The following is a 17569-nucleotide window of genomic DNA, read 5'->3' on the forward strand; positions in this document are numbered from 1 at the left end:
CGCTGGTGGAAGAAGCCACCGCCGCTGCACGTGCAATGGAAGACCAGGCCGCACAGCTGGCTGATGCCGTAGCGATTTTCCGCCTCGACAACCAGGTCTCGGCCGCAGTGAAGGCCGTGGCCGCGCGCGTCGAGCCGGCCCGCGTCACCACCGTGGCGCGTCCGCAGCCGACCAGCACGCCCACCCCGGTTCGCCGCAGCAGCAACGCCAGCACCTTCGTCGCCAGCGAAAGCGACTGGCAGGAATTCTGAGACCCACCCGCGGCGGCTTCGGCCGCCGCCTCTGCCGATGGACACGTCCCCCGTGCAAAGTCCTACTCCCATCGTCACCGGCCCGCGCGAATTCGAGTTCGCCGACCGTGATTTCCGCCGCGTGTGCGACCTGATCTACCAGCGCGTGGGTATCGCCCTCGCGCCGGCCAAGCGCGACATGGTCTATGGCCGCCTGTCGCGCCGCCTGCGCACGCTGGGCATGCGCAGCTTCCAGCAGTATCTGGACCATCTGGAGCAGGAAGACGGTGACGAGTGGCAGGCGTTCACCAACGCGCTGACCACCAACCTGACCTCGTTCTTCCGCGAGCCGCACCACTTCGACAAGCTGCGCGAGGAGCTGCAGCAGCGCTCCAGCCGCACACCGCTGCTGCTGTGGTCGTGCGCCGCCTCCACCGGCGAAGAGCCCTACTCGATGGCGATCACTGCCTGCGAAGCCTTCGGCACCCTGAAGCCACCGGTACGCATCATCGCCACCGACGTCGATACCCAGGTGCTGGCCACCGCCGGCCGTGGCGTCTACAACATCGACCGCGTCACCAGCCTCGATCCGGACCTGCGCCGTCGCTACTTCCAGCGTGGCAGCGGCCCCAACGAGGGCCAGTGCCGTGTGCTGCCGGCGCTGCGCGAGCTGATCGAGTTCCGCCCGTTGAACCTGCTTGCCCTCCGCTATGACGTCGGCGGCCCGTTCGACGCACTGTTCTGCCGCAACGTGATGATCTACTTCGACAAGCCGACCCAGCGCGCGATCCTCGGCCGTCTGGTACAGCACCTGGCCGACGACGGCCTGTTGTATACCGGCCACTCGGAGAACTACCTGCACGCCGCCGACCTGATCCAGCCCTGCGGACGCACCCTGTACCGCCGTGCGGCAAAGGCAGGCGCATGAACGCATCGCTGCGCACCGATGATGTGATGCGTTACCAGGACGCGCGCTTCAAGACCATTGCGGCCAAGCTGCTGCCGACCCAGTACCTGGTGGTCGATGACACCACTGCGCTGACCACCACGCTGGGCTCCTGCGTGGCGGCCTGCCTGCGCGACCCGGTGCTGAAGATCGGCGGCATGAACCATTTCCTGTTGCCCGAGGGCAACGCCGGCGATGGCGCGCCCGCGCGTTACGGCAGCTACGCGATGGAACTGCTGATCAACGACATGCTCAAGCGCGGCGCGCACCGCAAACGCATCGAAGCCAAGGTGTTCGGTGGCGCCAACGTCCTGAAGGGCTTCACCAGCAACCCGGTCGGCACCCGCAACGCCGAGTTCGTGCGCCAGTACCTGCAGGCCGAGCACATTCCGATCATCGCCGAGGACCTGTGCGGCATCCATCCGCGCAAGATCTGGTTCTTCGCCGATACCGGCCGCGTGGTGGTGCAGCGTCTGCCGCATGCCCATGAAGCCGAAGTGGCTGCGACCGAATCGGCCGTGCGTGCACGCCTGTCCAAGGCCCCGGTCACCGGTGGCGTGGAGCTGTTCGAATGACCCTGACCGGCAACGCCCCCTGCCGGGTCCTGATCGTCGACGACTCCGCCGTCGTGCGCCAGATGCTCACCGAGATCCTGTCCAGCGATCCGTCCATCGACGTGGTCGGCACCGCCGCCGACCCGCTGCTGGCACGCGAGAAGATCAAGCGCCTGGCCCCGGACGTGATCACCCTGGACGTGGAAATGCCGCGCATGGACGGGCTGGCGTTCCTGGAAAACCTGATGCGCCTGCACCCGCTGCCGGTGGTGATGATCTCCTCGCTGACCGAACGCGGCGCCGACACCACCCTGCAGGCGCTGGCGCTGGGTGCGGTCGACTTCGTCTCCAAGCCGAAGCTGGACGTGGCGCGCGGCCTGCAGGGCTACGCCGACGAGATCATCGCCAAGGTCAAGATGGCGGCGCGCTCACGGGTGCGCCCGCTGGTGCGTGCGGCCGCTCCGAAACTCCTGCTCGAAGCAGCTCCTGCAATGCGGCCAGCTGCACCGCAGTTCCGCACCACCGACCGGCTGATCGCAATCGGCTCATCGGCCGGTGGCACCGAAGCGCTGCGTGTGGTGCTGGAAGGCATGCCCGCCGACGGCCCGGCCGTGGTGATGACCCAGCACTTGCCGGCCAGCTTCAGCAGTGCCTTCGCCGAACGCCTGGACCGGCACTCGGCGATGGCCGTGCGCGAGGCCAGCGATGGCGAAGCAGTGCTGCCTGGCCATGCCTACCTGCCACCCGGCGGCAAGCACCTGCGGATCATCCGCGACGGTGCGCGCTGGCGCTGCCGCGTCGACGACGGCCCTGCGGTGAACCGGCACAAGCCCGCGGTGGACGTGCTGTTCCGCTCGGTCGCGCAGAACGCCGGCGGCAACGCCATCGGCGCCATCCTCACCGGGATGGGCGATGACGGCGCACGCGGCCTGCTGGAGATGCGCCAGGCCGGCGCACCCACACTGGTGCAGGACGAGGCCACAAGTGTAGTCTGGGGCATGCCCGGTGCAGCGTTCAAGCTGGGCGCCGCCGAGGAACAGGTGCCGCTGGAACGGATTGCCGAGCGCTTGCTGGCGCTGGCGCGTGGTTGATTGCGCTCGCGGGACGATCAGACGTCCCGCGCTCGCGGGTCATGCGGCTTTCACCTTGAGCTTCACACCACCATGCGTGTTCGGAACAATGACGACGAATCCTGCCTCGAGGATCTTCTTCACCTCCTTGTAGCTCGGGCCCTCATTGCCATTGAGCTGTTTGAACTTGGTGTCGAACGTCGCAACATCCACGACCATGTCGGTCGCGGCAGCCGCAAGAGCCTTGTTGATCTTGGTGTGGAAGACATAGCAGAACGTCGGAAGCAGTGCACCACTCTCATTCTTCAGCGCAGCGCCAAGCCATTCCTTGTTCTTGTCCTCGGTCCACTCACCTTCCATGCCCCATGACAGGCAATTGGGCACCACCTTCCCATCCGTGGACGCCTTGACCAGCGACATCACTCCCTTACACAACAGATCTGCACCGGAATACTCGCTGCTATCGGTTCCCACGGCGATGACGCCGAGATCGAGTGAAAGCCCTCCCTTCGCCTTGAGCCCAGTCAGATAGGCCTGCAACGGGGTGGGTGGCTTCTTCTCTGTTTCCGTCAACACAGCACTCATGTGCAGCTCCTTCAGCCTCGTCGGCAGTCCCGACCATGGGCGATGCTACGGTCCGCCCCGCCTGGCGTACGACATTCCGTCTCACCGTGCCAATGCCCGGCACCGGGTGGATCGGCCAACAAAAAACCCCCGGCGCTCACCGGGGGTTCTTCGTTTCAACGGCGTGCCGGCCAGCGGCCGGCGTTACCGCATCAGGCAGCGACCGTCTTGGCCACGTCCTGGTATTCCTCGATCTGGTCGAAGTTCATGTAGCGGTAGATCTCCGCACCATTGGCGTTGATCACGCCGATGTCCGCCATGTACTCCTCCTTGGTCGGGATGCGGCCCAGGCGCGAGCAGATCGCCGCCAGTTCCGCCGAACCCAGGTACACGTTGGTGTTGCGGCCCAGGCGGTTCGGGAAGTTGCGGGTCGAGGTCGACATCGCGGTGGAACCTTCGCGGATCTGCGCCTGGTTGCCCATGCACAGCGAGCAGCCCGGCATTTCCATGCGTGCGCCGGTGGCGCCGAAGGTGCCGTACACGCCTTCCTTGGTCAGCTCCGAAGCATCCATCTTGGTCGGCGGGGCCACCCACAGGCGGGTCGGCAGGTCACGCTTGCCTTCCAGCAGCTTGGCAGCCGCACGGAAGTGACCGATGTTGGTCATGCACGAACCGATGAACACTTCGTCGATCTTGGCGCCGGCCACTTCGGACAGGGTCTTCACGTCGTCCGGGTCGTTCGGGCAGGCCACGATCGGCTCGTGGATGTCGGCCAGGTCGATCTCGATGACAGCGGCGTACTCGGCGTCGGCATCCGGCTCCAGCAGCTCCGGGTTGGCCAGCCACGCTTCCATCTTCTCGATACGGCGCTGCAGCGAACGCGGATCCTGGTAACCCTCGGCGATCATCCACTTCAGCAGGGTGATGTTGCTGTTGAGGTACTCGATGATCGGCTCCTTGTTCAGGCGCACCGAGCAACCGGCCGCCGAACGCTCGGCCGAGGCGTCGGACAGTTCGAACGCCTGCTCGACCTTCAGCTCCGGCAGGCCTTCGATTTCCAGGATGCGGCCGGAGAAGATGTTCTTCTTGCCAGCCTTGGCCACGGTCAGCAGGCCCGACTTGATCGCGTACAGCGGGATCGCGTTGACCAGGTCACGCAGGGTCACGCCCGGCTGCATCTTGCCCTTGAAGCGCACCAGCACCGACTCCGGCATGTCCAGCGGCATCACGCCGGTGGCAGCGGCGAAGGCAACCAGGCCCGAACCGGCCGGGAACGAAATGCCCACCGGGAAACGGGTGTGCGAGTCACCACCGGTGCCGACGGTGTCCGGCAGCAGCATGCGGTTGAGCCAGCTGTGGATCACGCCGTCGCCCGGACGCAGCGAAACGCCGCCACGGGTGGAGATGAACTCCGGCAGGGTATGGTGGGTCTTCACGTCCACCGGCTTCGGGTAGGCGGCGGTGTGGCAGAACGACTGCATCACCAGGTCGGCCGAGAAGCCCAGGCAGGCCAGGTCCTTCAACTCGTCGCGGGTCATCGGGCCGGTGGTGTCCTGCGAGCCGACCGAGGTCATCTTCGGTTCGCAGTAGGTGCCCGGGCGCATGCCCTGGCCTTCCGGCAGGCCACAGGCGCGGCCGACCATCTTCTGCGCCAGCGAGAAGCCCTTGCCGGTATCGACCGGCTGCACCGGCAGGCGGAACAGGTCGGTCGGGGCCAGGCCCAGCGCTTCGCGCGCCTTGCCGGTCAGGCCACGGCCGATGATCAGCGGAATGCGGCCACCGGCGCGCACTTCGTCGAACAGCACTTCGGACTTGACCTGGAACTCGGCGATCACTTCACCGTTCTTCAGCGCCTTGCCTTCGTACGGACGCAGCTCGACCACATCGCCGTGCTCCATCTTCGACACGTCCAGCTCGATCGGCAGTGCGCCGGCATCTTCCATGGTGTTGTAGAAGATCGGGGCGATCTTCGAACCCAGGCAGACGCCACCGGCGCGCTTGTTCGGGATGAACGGAATGTCATCGCCGGTCCACCACAGCACGCTGTTGGTGGCCGACTTGCGCGAGGAACCAGTGCCGACCACGTCGCCGACGTAGGCGACCAGGTGACCCTTGTCTTTCAGCGACAGGATCTGCTGGATCGGGCCGCGCTTGCCGTCTTCTTCCGGGGTGAACGGCGCGTCGTCGCGCTTGTTCTTCAGCATCGCCAGGGCGTGCATCGGGATGTCCGGGCGGGTGGTCGCGTCCGGCGCCGGCGACAGGTCGTCGGTGTTGGTTTCGCCCGGCACCTTGAACACGGTGACGGTCAGGCTCTGCGGCACTTCCGGATTGCTGGTGAACCACTCGGCGTCGGCCCAGCTCTGCAGCACGGCCTGGGCGTTGGCGTTGCCGGCCTTGGCCTTTTCCTGCACATCGTGGAAGGCATCGAACACCAGCAGAGTCTTCTTCAGACCGTTGGCGGCGATGGTGCCGACGCTGGCATCCTCCAGCAGCTGCACCAGCGGAGCGACGTTGTAGCCGCCGAGCATGGTGCCCAGCAGTTCGGTGGCGCGCTCGCGGCTGATCAGCGGGTTCTGCTCGCTGCCCAGGGCGATCGCCGCCAGGTACGAGGCCTTGACCTTGGCCGCGTCGTCGACGCCGGCCGGCACGCGGTGGGTCAGCAGGTCGAGCAGGAACTCGGCCTCGCCCTGCGGCGGGTTCTTCAGCTGTTCGATGACATCGGCCGTCTGCTGCGCGCTCAGCGGCAGCGGCGGGATGCCAAGCGCAGCGCGCTCGGCGACGTGGTGGCGGTAGGCTTCCAACATGACAACTCCCGGGTAATGCGTAGGTTGAAAAAACAAAGTGGGCTCAGGCTTGCGGCACGATCAGCTTCAGGCCCTTGAAGTAGTCGCGGTAAAACGTGTCGTTCCAGGTGATCAGGCCATCGCACTGCAACAGTGCGTGGGCGCCGACCATGAATTCGTCCAGGCTGCGGCGGCTGCCGCTGCGCTGGCGGTGGCGACGGTGCATCTCGCCGGCACGCAGCGCCGACTTGGCTTCCATCGGATTGAAGTGCACGCCCATTTCTTCCAGCGCTTCCAGCACCTCGGCACCGCCACGCAGCGATGCGCAGACCTCGGCCAGGGTGGCGCCGCAGACCACCACGCGGCCACCGACCAGGCTCTGCCTGAGGATGGCTTCCACTGCATCGGCCTGCGGACCATTGCTGAGCAGCTCGACCAGCACCGGAGAGTCGACGGCGATCATCACGGCTTATTCCTCGTCACGCACCGCGCGTACCGCCGCGTCGGACGATTCGAAACCGTCCAGCGCGAACTTGCCGCGCGCCCGTGAAATGGCATCGTCAACACTCTTGCGCAGGATGATGCGGCTGCCGTCCAGTTCGACCTTCAGCAGCGTGCCCTTGGTCAGGCCGAGGGCATCACGCACCGCCTTGGGCAGGGTGATCTGTCCGCGTTCTGCAACAGTGGCTTCCATCGGTAGGCCCTCCAGAGTATGCACAAATTATACATACTTCCCCGGGCATACTTCCACCCTGAACAGGACCGGCACCCCGCCAGCCCTTGCCTCGCAAAGGATCGGCCACAAACGTGACATACGCCATACACCTTCCCCTGTAGTCTGGAACCGATGCCGCAGGCCGGAACCCGGCCCGGATGAATCCATTCAGTCTGGGGTTCATACTGGGACCACCGGGGCCGTCAGGCCCGCGGCGACCGCAAGCAGGTCCGCCCATGCGCGGGCCACTGCAAGCCATCCGCAAGAAGGAGTTACCCCGCATGAGCGATTCGTTCTCCACCCGCAGCCAGCTGAATGTCGGCGGCAAGACCTACGACTACTTCAGCCTGCCCACGCTGGGCCAGCGCTTCGATATCTCCCACCTGCCCTACTCGATGAAGATCCTGCTGGAGAACCTGCTCCGGCACGAGGACGGCGGCGTCACCGTCGGCAAGGACCACATCGAAGCCGTGGCCCGCTGGAACCCGGCCGCCGAGCCGGACACCGAGATCGCCTTCATGCCGGCGCGCGTGGTCCTGCAGGACTTCACCGGCGTGCCCTGCGTGGTCGACCTGGCCGCGATGCGCGACGCAGTGGTCAAGCTCGGCGGCTCGCCGGAGCAGATCAACCCGCAGATTCCCTCCGAACTGGTCATCGACCACTCGGTGCAGGTCGACGTGTTCGGCAAGCCGGACGCGCTGGACCTCAACGGCAAGATCGAGTTCCAGCGCAACCAGGAACGCTACGGCTTCCTGCGCTGGGGCCAGAAGGCCTTCGACAACTTCAAGGTGGTGCCGCCGAACACCGGCATCGTCCACCAGGTGAACCTGGAGAACCTGGCCCGCGTAGTGATGACGGCGGACAAGGACGGCAAGGCGGTCGCCTACCCCGATACCGTGTTCGGTACCGACAGCCACACCACCATGATCAACGGCATCGGCGTGCTGGGCTGGGGCGTGGGTGGCATCGAAGCGGAGGCGGCCATGCTTGGCCAGCCGTCGTCGATGCTGATCCCGCAGGTGGTCGGCTTCAAGCTGACCGGCAAGCTTCCCGAAGGCGCCACCGCCACCGACCTGGTGCTGACCGTCACCCAGATGCTGCGCAAGCTGGGCGTGGTCGGCAAGTTCGTCGAGTTCTACGGTGACGGCCTGCAGCACCTGCCGCTGGCCGACCGTGCCACCATCGGCAACATGGCGCCGGAATACGGCGCCACCTGCGGCATCTTCCCGATCGACGCCGAGTCGCTGAACTACCTGCGCCTGTCCGGCCGCAGCGAAGAGCAGATCGATCTGGTCGAAGCCTATGCCAAGGCACAGGGCCTGTGGCACGAACCGGGCAGCCCGCATGCGCAGTACAGCACCACGCTGGAACTGGACATGGGCACGGTGAAGCCGTCGCTGGCCGGCCCGAAGCGCCCGCAGGACCGCGTGCTGCTGGAAGACGTGCAGAAGAACTACCGCGAAGCCCTGGTCGGCATGACCGCCAACCGTGACAAGCGCAGCGACGACGTCTCCTCGTTCGTCAACGAAGGCGGCGGCGCCGCGGTCGGCAACGAGCAGCTGGCCAAGGGCTTCGCCGACATCGAGATCGAGAACCGCAAGGTACGGCTGAAGGATGGCGCGGTGGTCATCGCCGCCATCACCTCGTGCACCAACACCTCCAACCCGGCGGTGATGATCGGCGCCGGCCTGCTGGCCCGCAATGCGGCCGCCAAGGGCCTGAACCGCCAGCCGTGGGTCAAGACCTCGCTCGGGCCGGGTTCGCGCGTGGTCACCGACTACCTGGAAAAGGCCGGTGTACTGAAGGAGCTGGAGAAGATCGGCTTCTTCGTGGTCGGCTACGGCTGCACCACCTGCATCGGCAACTCCGGCCCGCTGCCGACCGAAGTCAGCGCCGGCATCGCCACCGGCGACCTGGTCGTCACCTCGGTACTGTCCGGCAACCGCAACTTCGAGGGCCGCGTGCACCCCGAAGTGAAGATGAACTACCTGGCCAGCCCGCCGCTGGTGGTGGCCTATGCCATCGCCGGCACCACCGACATCGACCTGACCACCCAGCCGCTGGGCACCGGCAGCGATGGCCAGCCGGTGTTCCTGCGCGACATCTGGCCGAGCAACAAGGAAATCGGCGATGTCATCGCCGCCACCATCGGCCCGGAGATGTTCAAGCAGAACTACGCCGACGTGTTCAAGGGTGACACCCGCTGGAACACCATCGCCTCGCCGGACGGCAACCTGTACGAGTGGAGCGATGCTTCCACCTACATCAAGAACCCGCCGTACTTCGATGGCATGACCATGCAGACCGGCAGCATCGACGACGTGCACGGCGCACGCGTGATGGGCCTGTTCGGCGATTCGATCACCACCGACCACATCTCCCCGGCCGGCAACATCAAGAAGGACTCGCCGGCAGGCCGCTTCCTGCAGGAGCGCGGCGTGCAGCCGGCCGACTTCAACAGCTACGGCAGCCGCCGCGGCAACGATGACGTGATGGTCCGCGGCACCTTCGCCAACATCCGCATCAAGAACCTGATGTTCGGTGGCGAGGAAGGCGGCAACACCCTGTACTACCCGGCCGGCGGCGGCCAGCCGGAGAAGCTGGCGATCTACGATGCAGCCATGAAGTACAAGGCCGACAAGGTGCCGCTGGTGGTGCTGGCCGGCAAGGAGTACGGCACCGGCTCGTCGCGTGACTGGGCGGCCAAGGGCACCCTGCTGCTGGGGGTGAAGGCGGTCATCGCAGAGAGCTTCGAGCGCATCCACCGCTCCAACCTGGTCGGCATGGGCGTGCTGCCGCTGCAGTTCCGCAACGGCGAGAACGCACAGAGCCTGGGCCTGGACGGTTCGGAAGTGATCGACATCACCGGCCTGCAGGACGGTGCCAGCAAGCGCGCCACGGTCACCGCGACCAAGGCCGACGGCACCAAGAAGACCTTCGAGGTCTCGGTGATGCTGCTGACCCCGAAGGAAGTGGAGTACTTCCGCCACGGCGGCCTGCTGCAGTACGTGCTGCGCCAGCTGGCCAGCAAGTAACGTTCCGCTCTCGGTAGAGTCGACTGCTAGTCGACTACCCAACAAAAGGGCCGGATCCTCGCGGATCCGGCCCTTCCTGTTTCTCTGCAGACAGGCATGGCCTGGCTCTACCGCATCTCCGGCGGCACCGGGATGGGCGCCAGGTGCGCGCTCAGCGGCGCGGCGCGTCCGGGTCGGTGCGCAGGGCCTTCAGCAGGCCCCACATGTAGAACGCCAGGGTGAACGAGAACGGCAGGCCGCACAGCACCACCGCGGTCTGCATCGCACTGAAGTTGCCGGCCAGCAGCAGGCCGACGCTGGCCACGGTGATGCCGGCCGCCCAGAACACGCGCAGCCAGATCGGCGCGTCGTGGCCATCCTCCACGCCGTCGTCAACGCGACGGGTGCACAGGTTGGCGATCATCAGCGTGCCGGAGTCGACCGGGGTCAGGAACAGCACGAAGCCGATCACCACCGCGGCACCGGCCACGTACGGCGCGGCGGGCAGGTACTCCAGCAGCTTGAACAGCGTCATCGCCGCATCATGCTGGGCCACGTCACCCAGGATCGCCTGGCCGTGGTTGAGCACCAGGTCGATGGCGGTGTTGCCGAAGATCGACAGCCACGCCAGGGTGAAGCCGAGCGGGATCAGCAGCACGCCCATGATCACTTCGCGGATGGTGCGGCCACGCGAGATGCGCGCCACGAAAAGACCGACGAACGGCGCCCAGGCGATCCACCACGCCCAGTAGAACAGCGTCCACGAGCCCATCCACTCACGGCCCTTCGGATCGTTGAGGTACATGTCGAAGCTCTTGCGCACGAACGCGCCCAGGTAATCGCCGGTGTTCTGGATCAGGCCATCGAACAGGTGCAGGGTCGGGCCGGTGACCAGCACGAACAGCAGCAGGCCACACAGCAGGCGCACGTTGAGGTTGGAGAGCCAGGCAATGCCCTTCTCCACACCCGCCACCACGCCGATGGTGGCCACCACCATCATCACCAGCACGATCGCCACCAGCACCTGCGGCGTATCCGGAATGTGGAACAGGTAGACCAGGCCGGACTGCACCACCAGCGCGCCGATGCCGAGGTTGGTCACCATCGAGATCAGCGTGGCAAGGATGCCGAAGCCATCGACCATGTCGCCGATGCGGCCATGGATGCGCTCACCGAAGATCGGGTACAGCGCCGAGCGCAGCGCCAGCGGCAGGTCGCGGCGGTAGGCGAAATAGCCCAGCGCCACGCCGACCAGCGCATACAGCGCCCAGCCGTGCAGGCCCCAGTGCAGGAAGGTCAGCACCATCGCCTCGCGGCCGGCGGCCACGGTCCCGCCGGGCTGCCCGGGCGGATTGAGGAAATGGTCCAGCGGCTCGTAGGCGCCGTAGTACAGCAGCGCGATGCCGATGCCGGCCGAGAACAGCATCGACACCCAGGCCACGTAGCCGAACGCCGGTGATTCCTCGTTGTGGCCCAGGCGGATGCGGCCGTACGGCGAGAACGCCAGCCACAGCACGAAGCCCAGGCACAGCACGATCAGCAGCATGTACCACCAGCCGAACGCCGCCGAGACTTCGGCCTGCGCCCACTGCAGCCAGTGCTCGCTGCTTTCGGGATAGAGAACGGTAAGCAGCCCGAGGATGCCGATCGACACCGAGGAGCTGAAGAAGACAAAACGGTTCAAGCGCAGGGGCGAACGCTTGGGATGAGCCAGGGAAGACATGGGGTCGTCTCATCAAGTCCGAGGGAGCACATGGGCGGGGCCGGACCGGTAAACCGGGCCCATGGCGTGGGGCGCGAGCGCATCCTAGGGTTTATTGATTGAACGTTCAATCAATAAAAAGCATAATGGCGGGCAGCCCGATCCTTCGGGTCGCAATCCGTGGAGAGACAATGCCGAAGAAAGGCGTGGAACCGGTACGGCGCGAACAGCTGATCCGGGCCACTTTCCAGACCATCGACGAGATCGGCATGGCCGATGCGACCGTCGCCACCATCGCGAAGAAGGCAGGGCTGTCCAGCGGCATCGTCGCCCACTACTTCGGCGACAAGGACGGCCTGCTCAATGCTGCAATGCGGCAGATCCTGCGCGAACTGAAGGACGCAGTGGCCCGCTACCGCGCCGGCGCCGGCGACGACCCGCGCGAGCAACTGCGCGCCATCGTCGACGGCAACTTCGACGACAGCCAGATCAACGGCACCGCGATGCGCGTCTGGCTCACCTTCTGGGCTGCGAGCATGCACCAGCCGGAACTGGCCCGGCTGCAGCGCGCCAACGACCAGCGCCTGTTCTCCAACCTGTGCCACCAGTTCAACCGCCTGCTGCCCCACCCGCAGGCCCGCCTGGCCGCCCGTGGCCTGGCCGCGATGATCGACGGCCTGTGGCTGCGCGGCAGCCTGGTCGGCGGCCAGTTCAACGCCGAGAAGTCCCGGCGCATCGCTTACGGCTACATCGACTTCCAGTTGCAGGCTGTCGCGCTATAAGCGCTTCAGCACCCGCCCCCTTCCAAGGAGTACGCCCCATGACCACCCTGCCCGTCCAACAGCTCTACATCCACGGCCAGCGCGTCGACGCCACCAGCGGCAAGACCTTCAAGACCGTCAACCCGGCCACCGGCGACGTGATCGCTGAAGTGCAGGTCGCCAGCCAGGCCGACGTCGAACGCGCCGTGCAGAGCGCGGCCGAAGGCCAGAAGGTGTGGGCCGCGATGACCGCCATGGAGCGTTCGCGCATCCTGCGCCGCGCGGTCGAAATCCTGCGCGAGCGCAACGACGAACTGGCGCACCTGGAAACCCTGGACACCGGCAAGGCGCTGGCCGAAACCACCACCGTGGACATCGTCACCGGTGCCGACGTGGTCGAGTACTACGCCGGCCTGGCCACCGCCATCGAAGGCATCCAGCTGCCGTTGCGTGAATCGAGCTTCTTCTACACCCGCCGCGAGCCGCTGGGCGTGGTCGCCGGCATCGGCGCCTGGAACTACCCGGTCCAGATCGCCATGTGGAAGTCGGCCCCGGCCCTGGCCGCCGGCAACGCGATGGTGTTCAAGCCGTCCGAAGTGACCCCGCTGACCGCGATCCGGCTGGCCGAGATCTACACCGAAGCCGGTGTGCCGGCCGGCGTGTTCAACGTCGTGCAGGGCCCGGGCCGCGAGATCGGCCAGTGGCTGACCGAGCACCCGGTGATCGAGAAGATCTCCTTCACCGGCGGCGTCGCCACCGGCAAGAAGGTCATGGCCAGCGCCGCGTCCTCGTCGCTGAAGGAAGTGACCATGGAGCTGGGCGGCAAGTCGCCGCTGGTGATCTGCGATGACGCCGACCTCGACCGCGCCGCCGACATCGCGGTGATGGCCAATTTCTTCAGCTCCGGCCAGGTCTGCACCAACGGCACCCGCGTGTTCGTGCCGCGCAGCATGCTGGCCGCGTTCGAAGCCGCTGTGGTCGAGCGCGTCAAGCGCATCCGCATCGGCGACCCGATGGCCGCCGAGACCAACTTCGGTCCGCTGACCAGCTTCCCGCACATGGAAAACGTGCTGCGCTACATCGAAAGCGGCAAGGCCGAAGGCGCTCGCCTGCTGACCGGCGGCGGCCGTGCCACCGAAGGCGCGCTGGCCAATGGCGCCTACGTGCTGCCGACCGTGTTCTCCGACTGCCGCGATGACATGACCATCGTCAAGGAAGAGATCTTCGGGCCGGTGATGAGCATCCTCGCCTACGACGACGAAGACGAAGTGGTGCGTCGTGCCAACGACACCACCTTCGGCCTCGCCGCCGGTGTGGTCAGCAAGGACGTCAGCCGCGCCCATCGCATCATCCACCGCCTGGAAGCCGGCATCTGCTGGATCAACACCTGGGGCGAATCGCCGGCCGAAATGCCGGTTGGCGGCTACAAGGAATCCGGCGTCGGCCGTGAGAACGGCATCTCCACCCTCGGCCACTACACCCGCATCAAGTCGGTGCAGGTGGAACTGGGCGACTACGCCAGCGTGTTCTGATCGGCGCGCCGCGAGCGCGCACCTTCGTCCGGCCACCGCGCCGATCCGACATTCCGCCGGGACGCCTGCACGCAGCGCGCCCCGGCCTGCAGGAGACACCCATGAGCACCCATAACGAGTACGACTACATCATCATCGGCGCCGGTTCGGCCGGCAACGTGCTGGCCACCCGCCTCACCGAAGATGCCGATGTCAGCGTGCTGTTGCTGGAAGCCGGTGGCCCGGACTACCGGCTCGACTTCCGTACCCAGATGCCGGCGGCACTGGCCTTCCCGCTGCAGGGCAAGCGCTACAACTGGGCGTACAAGACCGATCCCGAGCCCTTCATGAACAACCGCCGCATGGACTGCGGCCGCGGCAAGGGCCTGGGCGGCTCGTCGCTGATCAACGGCATGTGCTACATCCGCGGCAACGCGATGGACTACGACAACTGGGCCAGCATGCCCGGCCTGGAAGACTGGACCTACCTGGACTGCCTGCCGTACTTCCGCAAGGCGGAAACCCGTGACATCGGCCCCAACGACTACCACGGTGGCGACGGCCCGCTGCGGGTGACCACGCCGAAGGCCGGCAACAACGAACTGTTCGCTGCGATGGTCGAAGCCGGCGTGCAGGCCGGCTACCCGCGCACCGACGACCTCAACGGCTACCAGCAGGAAGGCTTCGGCCCGATGGACCGTACGGTGACCCCGAAGGGCCGTCGTTCCAGCACCGCCCGTGGTTACCTGGACCTGGCCAAGCCGCGCCCGAACCTGACCATCGTCACCCACGCGCTGACCGACCGCATCCTGTTCTCGGGCAAGCGTGCGGTGGGCGTGCAGTGGCTGCACAACGACCAGCCGCAGCGTGCCACCGCCCGCCGCGAAGTGCTGCTGTGTGGCGGCGCCATCGCCTCGCCGCAGATCCTGCAGCGCTCGGGCGTCGGCCCGGCCGACCTGCTGCGCAGCCTCGACATCGACCTGGTGCACCACCTGCCGGGCGTCGGCGCCAACCTGCAGGATCACCTCGAAATGTACCTGCAGTACGAGTGCAAGAAGCCCGTCTCGCTGGCCCCGGCTCTGAAGCTGTACAACCAGCCGGCGATCGGTGCCGAGTGGCTGTTCCTGGGCACCGGCATCGGCGCCAGCAACCAGTTCGAGGCCGGTGGCTTCATCCGCAGCGACGCCGAATTCGACTGGCCGAACCTGCAGTATCACTTCCTGCCGGTCGCGATCAATTACAACGGCTCCAACCCGATCAAGGCGCACAGCTTCCAGATGCACGTCGGCTCGATGCGCTCGCCCAGTCGCGGCCGCATCCACGTGCGTTCGAAGGACCCGCGCGAACATCCGAGCATCCTGTTCAACTACATGTCGCACGACCAGGACTGGCGCGAGTTCCGTGCGGCGATCCGGATCACCCGCGAGATCTTCGCGCAGCCGGCCCTGGCCCCGTACAGCGGCCGCGAAATCTCGCCGGGCAGCGCGCTGCAGACCGATGCGCAGATCGATGCGTTCGTGCGCGAGCACGCTGAGACCGCCTACCACCCGTCGTGCTCGAACAAGATGGGCCATGCCGATGACCCGATGGCCGTGGTCGACGGCCAGGGCCGCGTGCACGGGCTGGAAGGCCTGCGCATCGTCGATGCCTCGATCATGCCGCAGGTGGTGACCGGGAACCTCAACGCACCGACCATCATGATGGCCGAGAAGCTGGCCGACGTGATCCGCGGCCGCACCCCGCTGGCCCGCAGCACCGCGCCGTACTACAAGGCCAACGGCGCACCGGTACGCAAGCAGGGCTGACGCAAGCGGCCCGCCTGGGGCCACGGTAGTGCCGGCCGCTGGCCGGCGTCCACCGGAATCCCGATCGAGCGCAGATGCCGGCCAGCGGCCGGCGCTACCACGCAAAGAGGCCCCTCGGGGCCTCTTCGCGTTTTCCCTACGGCGGGGTATGCTGCAATGACCGGCCATTGTCGATACGCTCAGGGCCGGAACCTAATACATCACGATTCCTGGAGGGGGAATATGAGTCTGGATCGTCCCTGGCTGCAGAGCTATCCGAAAGGCGTTCCCGCCGAGATCGACGTCAACGAGTTCCATTCGGTAGCTTCGGTCTTCGACGCTTCCGTCGCGAAATTCCGCGACCGTCCCGCCTACTCCAGCTTCGGCAAGGTACTCACCTATGGTGAGACCGATGCGCTGGTCAACCAGTTCGCGGCCTACCTGCTGGGTGAGCTCAAGCTCAAGAAGGGTGACCGCGTCGCCCTGATGATGCCCAACTGCCTGCAGTACCCGGTCGCCACCTTCGGCGTGCTGCGTGCCGGCTTGACCGTGGTCAACGTCAACCCGCTGTACACCGCGCGCGAGCTCAAGCATCAGCTGATCGATGCCGGCGTGACCGCGCTGGTGGTGGTCGACAACTTCGGCGACACCGTCGAACAGGTCATCGCCGATACGCCGGTCAAGCATGTGATCACCACCGGCCTGGGCGACCTGCTCGGTGGCAAGGGCGTGATCGTCAACTTCGTGCTGAAGTACATCAAGAAGATGGTGCCCAACTACCATCTGAAGGGTGCCGTCCGCTTCAGGCAGGCGCTCAAGCTGGGCAGCCGGCACACGCTCCCGAAGGTCGAGATCGACCACGACGACATCGCCTTCCTGCAGTACACCGGTGGCACCACCGGCGTGGCCAAGGGCGCGATGCTGACCAACCGCAACCTGATCGCCAACATGCAGCAGGCCTCGGCCTGGATCAGTGCGTCCGGCATCGAGATGGGCAAGGAGTGGATCATCACCGCCCTGCCGCTGTACCACATCTTCGCGCTGACGGCGAACGGCCTGGTCTTCATGAAGTTCGGTGGCTGCAACCACCTGATCACCAACCCGCGCGACATGAAGGGCTTCGTCAAGGAGCTCAGGTCGGTGCCCTTCACCGCCATCACCGGTGTCAACACGCTGTTCAACGGCCTGCTCAACACCCCCGGCTTCGACACGGTCGACTTCTCGTCGCTGAAGGTCACCCTGGGCGGCGGCATGGCGGTGCAGCGTGCCGTGGCCGAGCGCTGGAAGAAGGTCACCGGCGTGACCCTGGTCGAGGCCTATGGCCTCACCGAGACCTCGCCGGCGGCCTGCATCAACCCGCTCACCCTGACCGAGTACAACGGCTCGATCGGCCTGCCGATCCCGTCCACCGATGCCTGCATCAAGGACGACAACGGCAACATCCTGCCGCTGGGTGAAGTGGGCGAGCTGTGCATCAAGGGCCCGCAGGTGATGAAGGGCTACTGGCAGCGTCCGGAGGAAACCGACAAGGCCATCGACGCCGACGGCTGGCTGCACACCGGCGACATGGCAAAGATGGATGCGCAGGGCTTCTTCTACATCGTCGACCGCAAGAAGGACATGATTCTGGTGTCCGGCTTCAACGTCTATCCGAACGAAGTCGAAGACGTCATCGCGATGATGCCGGGCGTGCTGGAAGTGGCCGCGGTCGGCGTGCCGGACGAGAAGTCCGGTGAAGTGGTGAAGGTCGTGATCGTGAAGAAGGACCCGAACCTGACCGCCGAGATGGTCAAGGAGCATGCCCGGGCGAACCTGACCGGTTACAAGCACCCCAGAATCGTAGAATTCCGAAAAGAGCTGCCGAAGACCAACGTCGGCAAAATCCTCCGTCGCGAACTGCGCGATACGCCCGCCCAGTAAGGGTTTACGGCAGAT

13 protein-coding genes and 1 pseudogene are annotated in these 17569 nt (G+C 66.0%); 9 read left to right on the forward strand and 5 right to left on the reverse strand.

What is annotated here, in order from left to right; translation table 11 throughout:
• The 4 genes and pseudogenes from D5301_RS03845 to D5301_RS03860 all read left to right on the forward strand — a co-directional run.
• Nucleotides 1-251: pseudogene (locus tag D5301_RS03845) on the forward strand (chemotaxis protein); the annotation flags it as partial.
• 37 nt (nucleotides 252-288) lie between these two features.
• A complete protein-coding gene (locus D5301_RS03850; RefSeq protein ID WP_153854876.1) occupies nucleotides 289-1158 on the forward strand; it encodes a CheR family methyltransferase in 870 nt (289 codons plus the stop codon).
• Entirely contained in the window at nucleotides 1155-1751 is a 597-nt protein-coding gene (cheD, locus tag D5301_RS03855; protein WP_008264676.1) for a chemoreceptor glutamine deamidase CheD, read from the forward strand. The genes D5301_RS03850 and cheD overlap by 4 nt, the downstream gene beginning before the upstream one ends.
• A complete protein-coding gene (locus D5301_RS03860; RefSeq protein WP_153854877.1) occupies nucleotides 1748-2821 on the forward strand; it encodes a chemotaxis response regulator protein-glutamate methylesterase in 1074 nt (357 codons plus the stop codon). Before cheD ends, D5301_RS03860 begins: the two co-directional genes overlap by 4 nt.
• A 39-nt stretch (nucleotides 2822-2860) precedes the next feature.
• On the opposite strand, the gene D5301_RS03865 is transcribed toward D5301_RS03860, so the two are convergent.
• The 4 genes from D5301_RS03865 to D5301_RS03880 form a co-directional block, all read right to left on the reverse strand.
• Nucleotides 2861-3385, reverse strand: coding sequence for a hypothetical protein (locus tag D5301_RS03865; RefSeq protein ID WP_153854878.1), 525 nt, complete (start codon nucleotides 3383-3385; stop codon nucleotides 2861-2863).
• A 191-nt stretch (nucleotides 3386-3576) separates the two neighbouring features.
• Entirely contained in the window at nucleotides 3577-6168 is a 2592-nt protein-coding gene (gene acnB / locus D5301_RS03870) for a bifunctional aconitate hydratase 2/2-methylisocitrate dehydratase (protein WP_153854879.1), read from the reverse strand.
• A gap of 43 nt (nucleotides 6169-6211) precedes the next feature.
• The gene (locus tag D5301_RS03875) at nucleotides 6212-6610 is read right to left on the reverse strand and encodes a type II toxin-antitoxin system VapC family toxin (protein WP_008267153.1); all 399 of its coding nucleotides are present in this window, start codon (nucleotides 6608-6610) and stop codon (nucleotides 6212-6214) included.
• Nucleotides 6611-6616: 6 nt separating this feature from the next.
• Nucleotides 6617-6841 (reverse strand): AbrB/MazE/SpoVT family DNA-binding domain-containing protein, encoded by a 225-nt coding sequence (locus tag D5301_RS03880; RefSeq protein ID WP_005409505.1) that lies wholly within the window; start codon nucleotides 6839-6841, stop codon nucleotides 6617-6619.
• Nucleotides 6842-7143: 302 nt separating this feature from the next.
• Here D5301_RS03880 and acnA point away from each other — a divergent pair, with 302 nt between their 5' ends.
• Nucleotides 7144-9897: an aconitate hydratase AcnA gene (acnA, locus tag D5301_RS03885; RefSeq protein WP_153854880.1), complete on the forward strand. Its 2754-nt coding sequence runs from the start codon at nucleotides 7144-7146 to the stop codon at nucleotides 9895-9897.
• Between the two features lie 151 nt (nucleotides 9898-10048).
• On the opposite strand, the gene D5301_RS03890 is transcribed toward acnA, so the two are convergent.
• Nucleotides 10049-11599 (reverse strand): BCCT family transporter, encoded by a 1551-nt coding sequence (locus D5301_RS03890; protein ID WP_032129837.1) that lies wholly within the window; start codon nucleotides 11597-11599, stop codon nucleotides 10049-10051.
• A 170-nt stretch (nucleotides 11600-11769) separates the two neighbouring features.
• Here D5301_RS03890 and betI point away from each other — a divergent pair, with 170 nt between their 5' ends.
• From betI to D5301_RS03910, 4 genes are all read left to right on the forward strand, one after another.
• Complete coding sequence (gene betI / locus D5301_RS03895) at nucleotides 11770-12360, forward strand: transcriptional regulator BetI (protein ID WP_110712191.1); 591 nt, start codon at nucleotides 11770-11772, stop codon at nucleotides 12358-12360.
• A gap of 38 nt (nucleotides 12361-12398) precedes the next feature.
• A complete protein-coding gene (gene betB, locus D5301_RS03900) occupies nucleotides 12399-13871 on the forward strand; it encodes a betaine-aldehyde dehydrogenase (protein WP_110712190.1) in 1473 nt (490 codons plus the stop codon).
• Between the two features lie 101 nt (nucleotides 13872-13972).
• The gene (gene betA / locus D5301_RS03905; protein ID WP_049429885.1) at nucleotides 13973-15655 is read left to right on the forward strand and encodes a choline dehydrogenase; all 1683 of its coding nucleotides are present in this window, start codon (nucleotides 13973-13975) and stop codon (nucleotides 15653-15655) included.
• A gap of 222 nt (nucleotides 15656-15877) precedes the next feature.
• The gene (locus tag D5301_RS03910) at nucleotides 15878-17554 is read left to right on the forward strand and encodes a long-chain fatty acid--CoA ligase (protein WP_153854881.1); all 1677 of its coding nucleotides are present in this window, start codon (nucleotides 15878-15880) and stop codon (nucleotides 17552-17554) included.
• The last annotated feature ends 15 nt before the right edge of the window (nucleotides 17555-17569 follow it).

Source organism: Stenotrophomonas sp. MH181796 (genome assembly GCF_009659995.1).
Lineage (GTDB): Bacteria > Pseudomonadota > Gammaproteobacteria > Xanthomonadales > Xanthomonadaceae > Stenotrophomonas > Stenotrophomonas riyadhensis.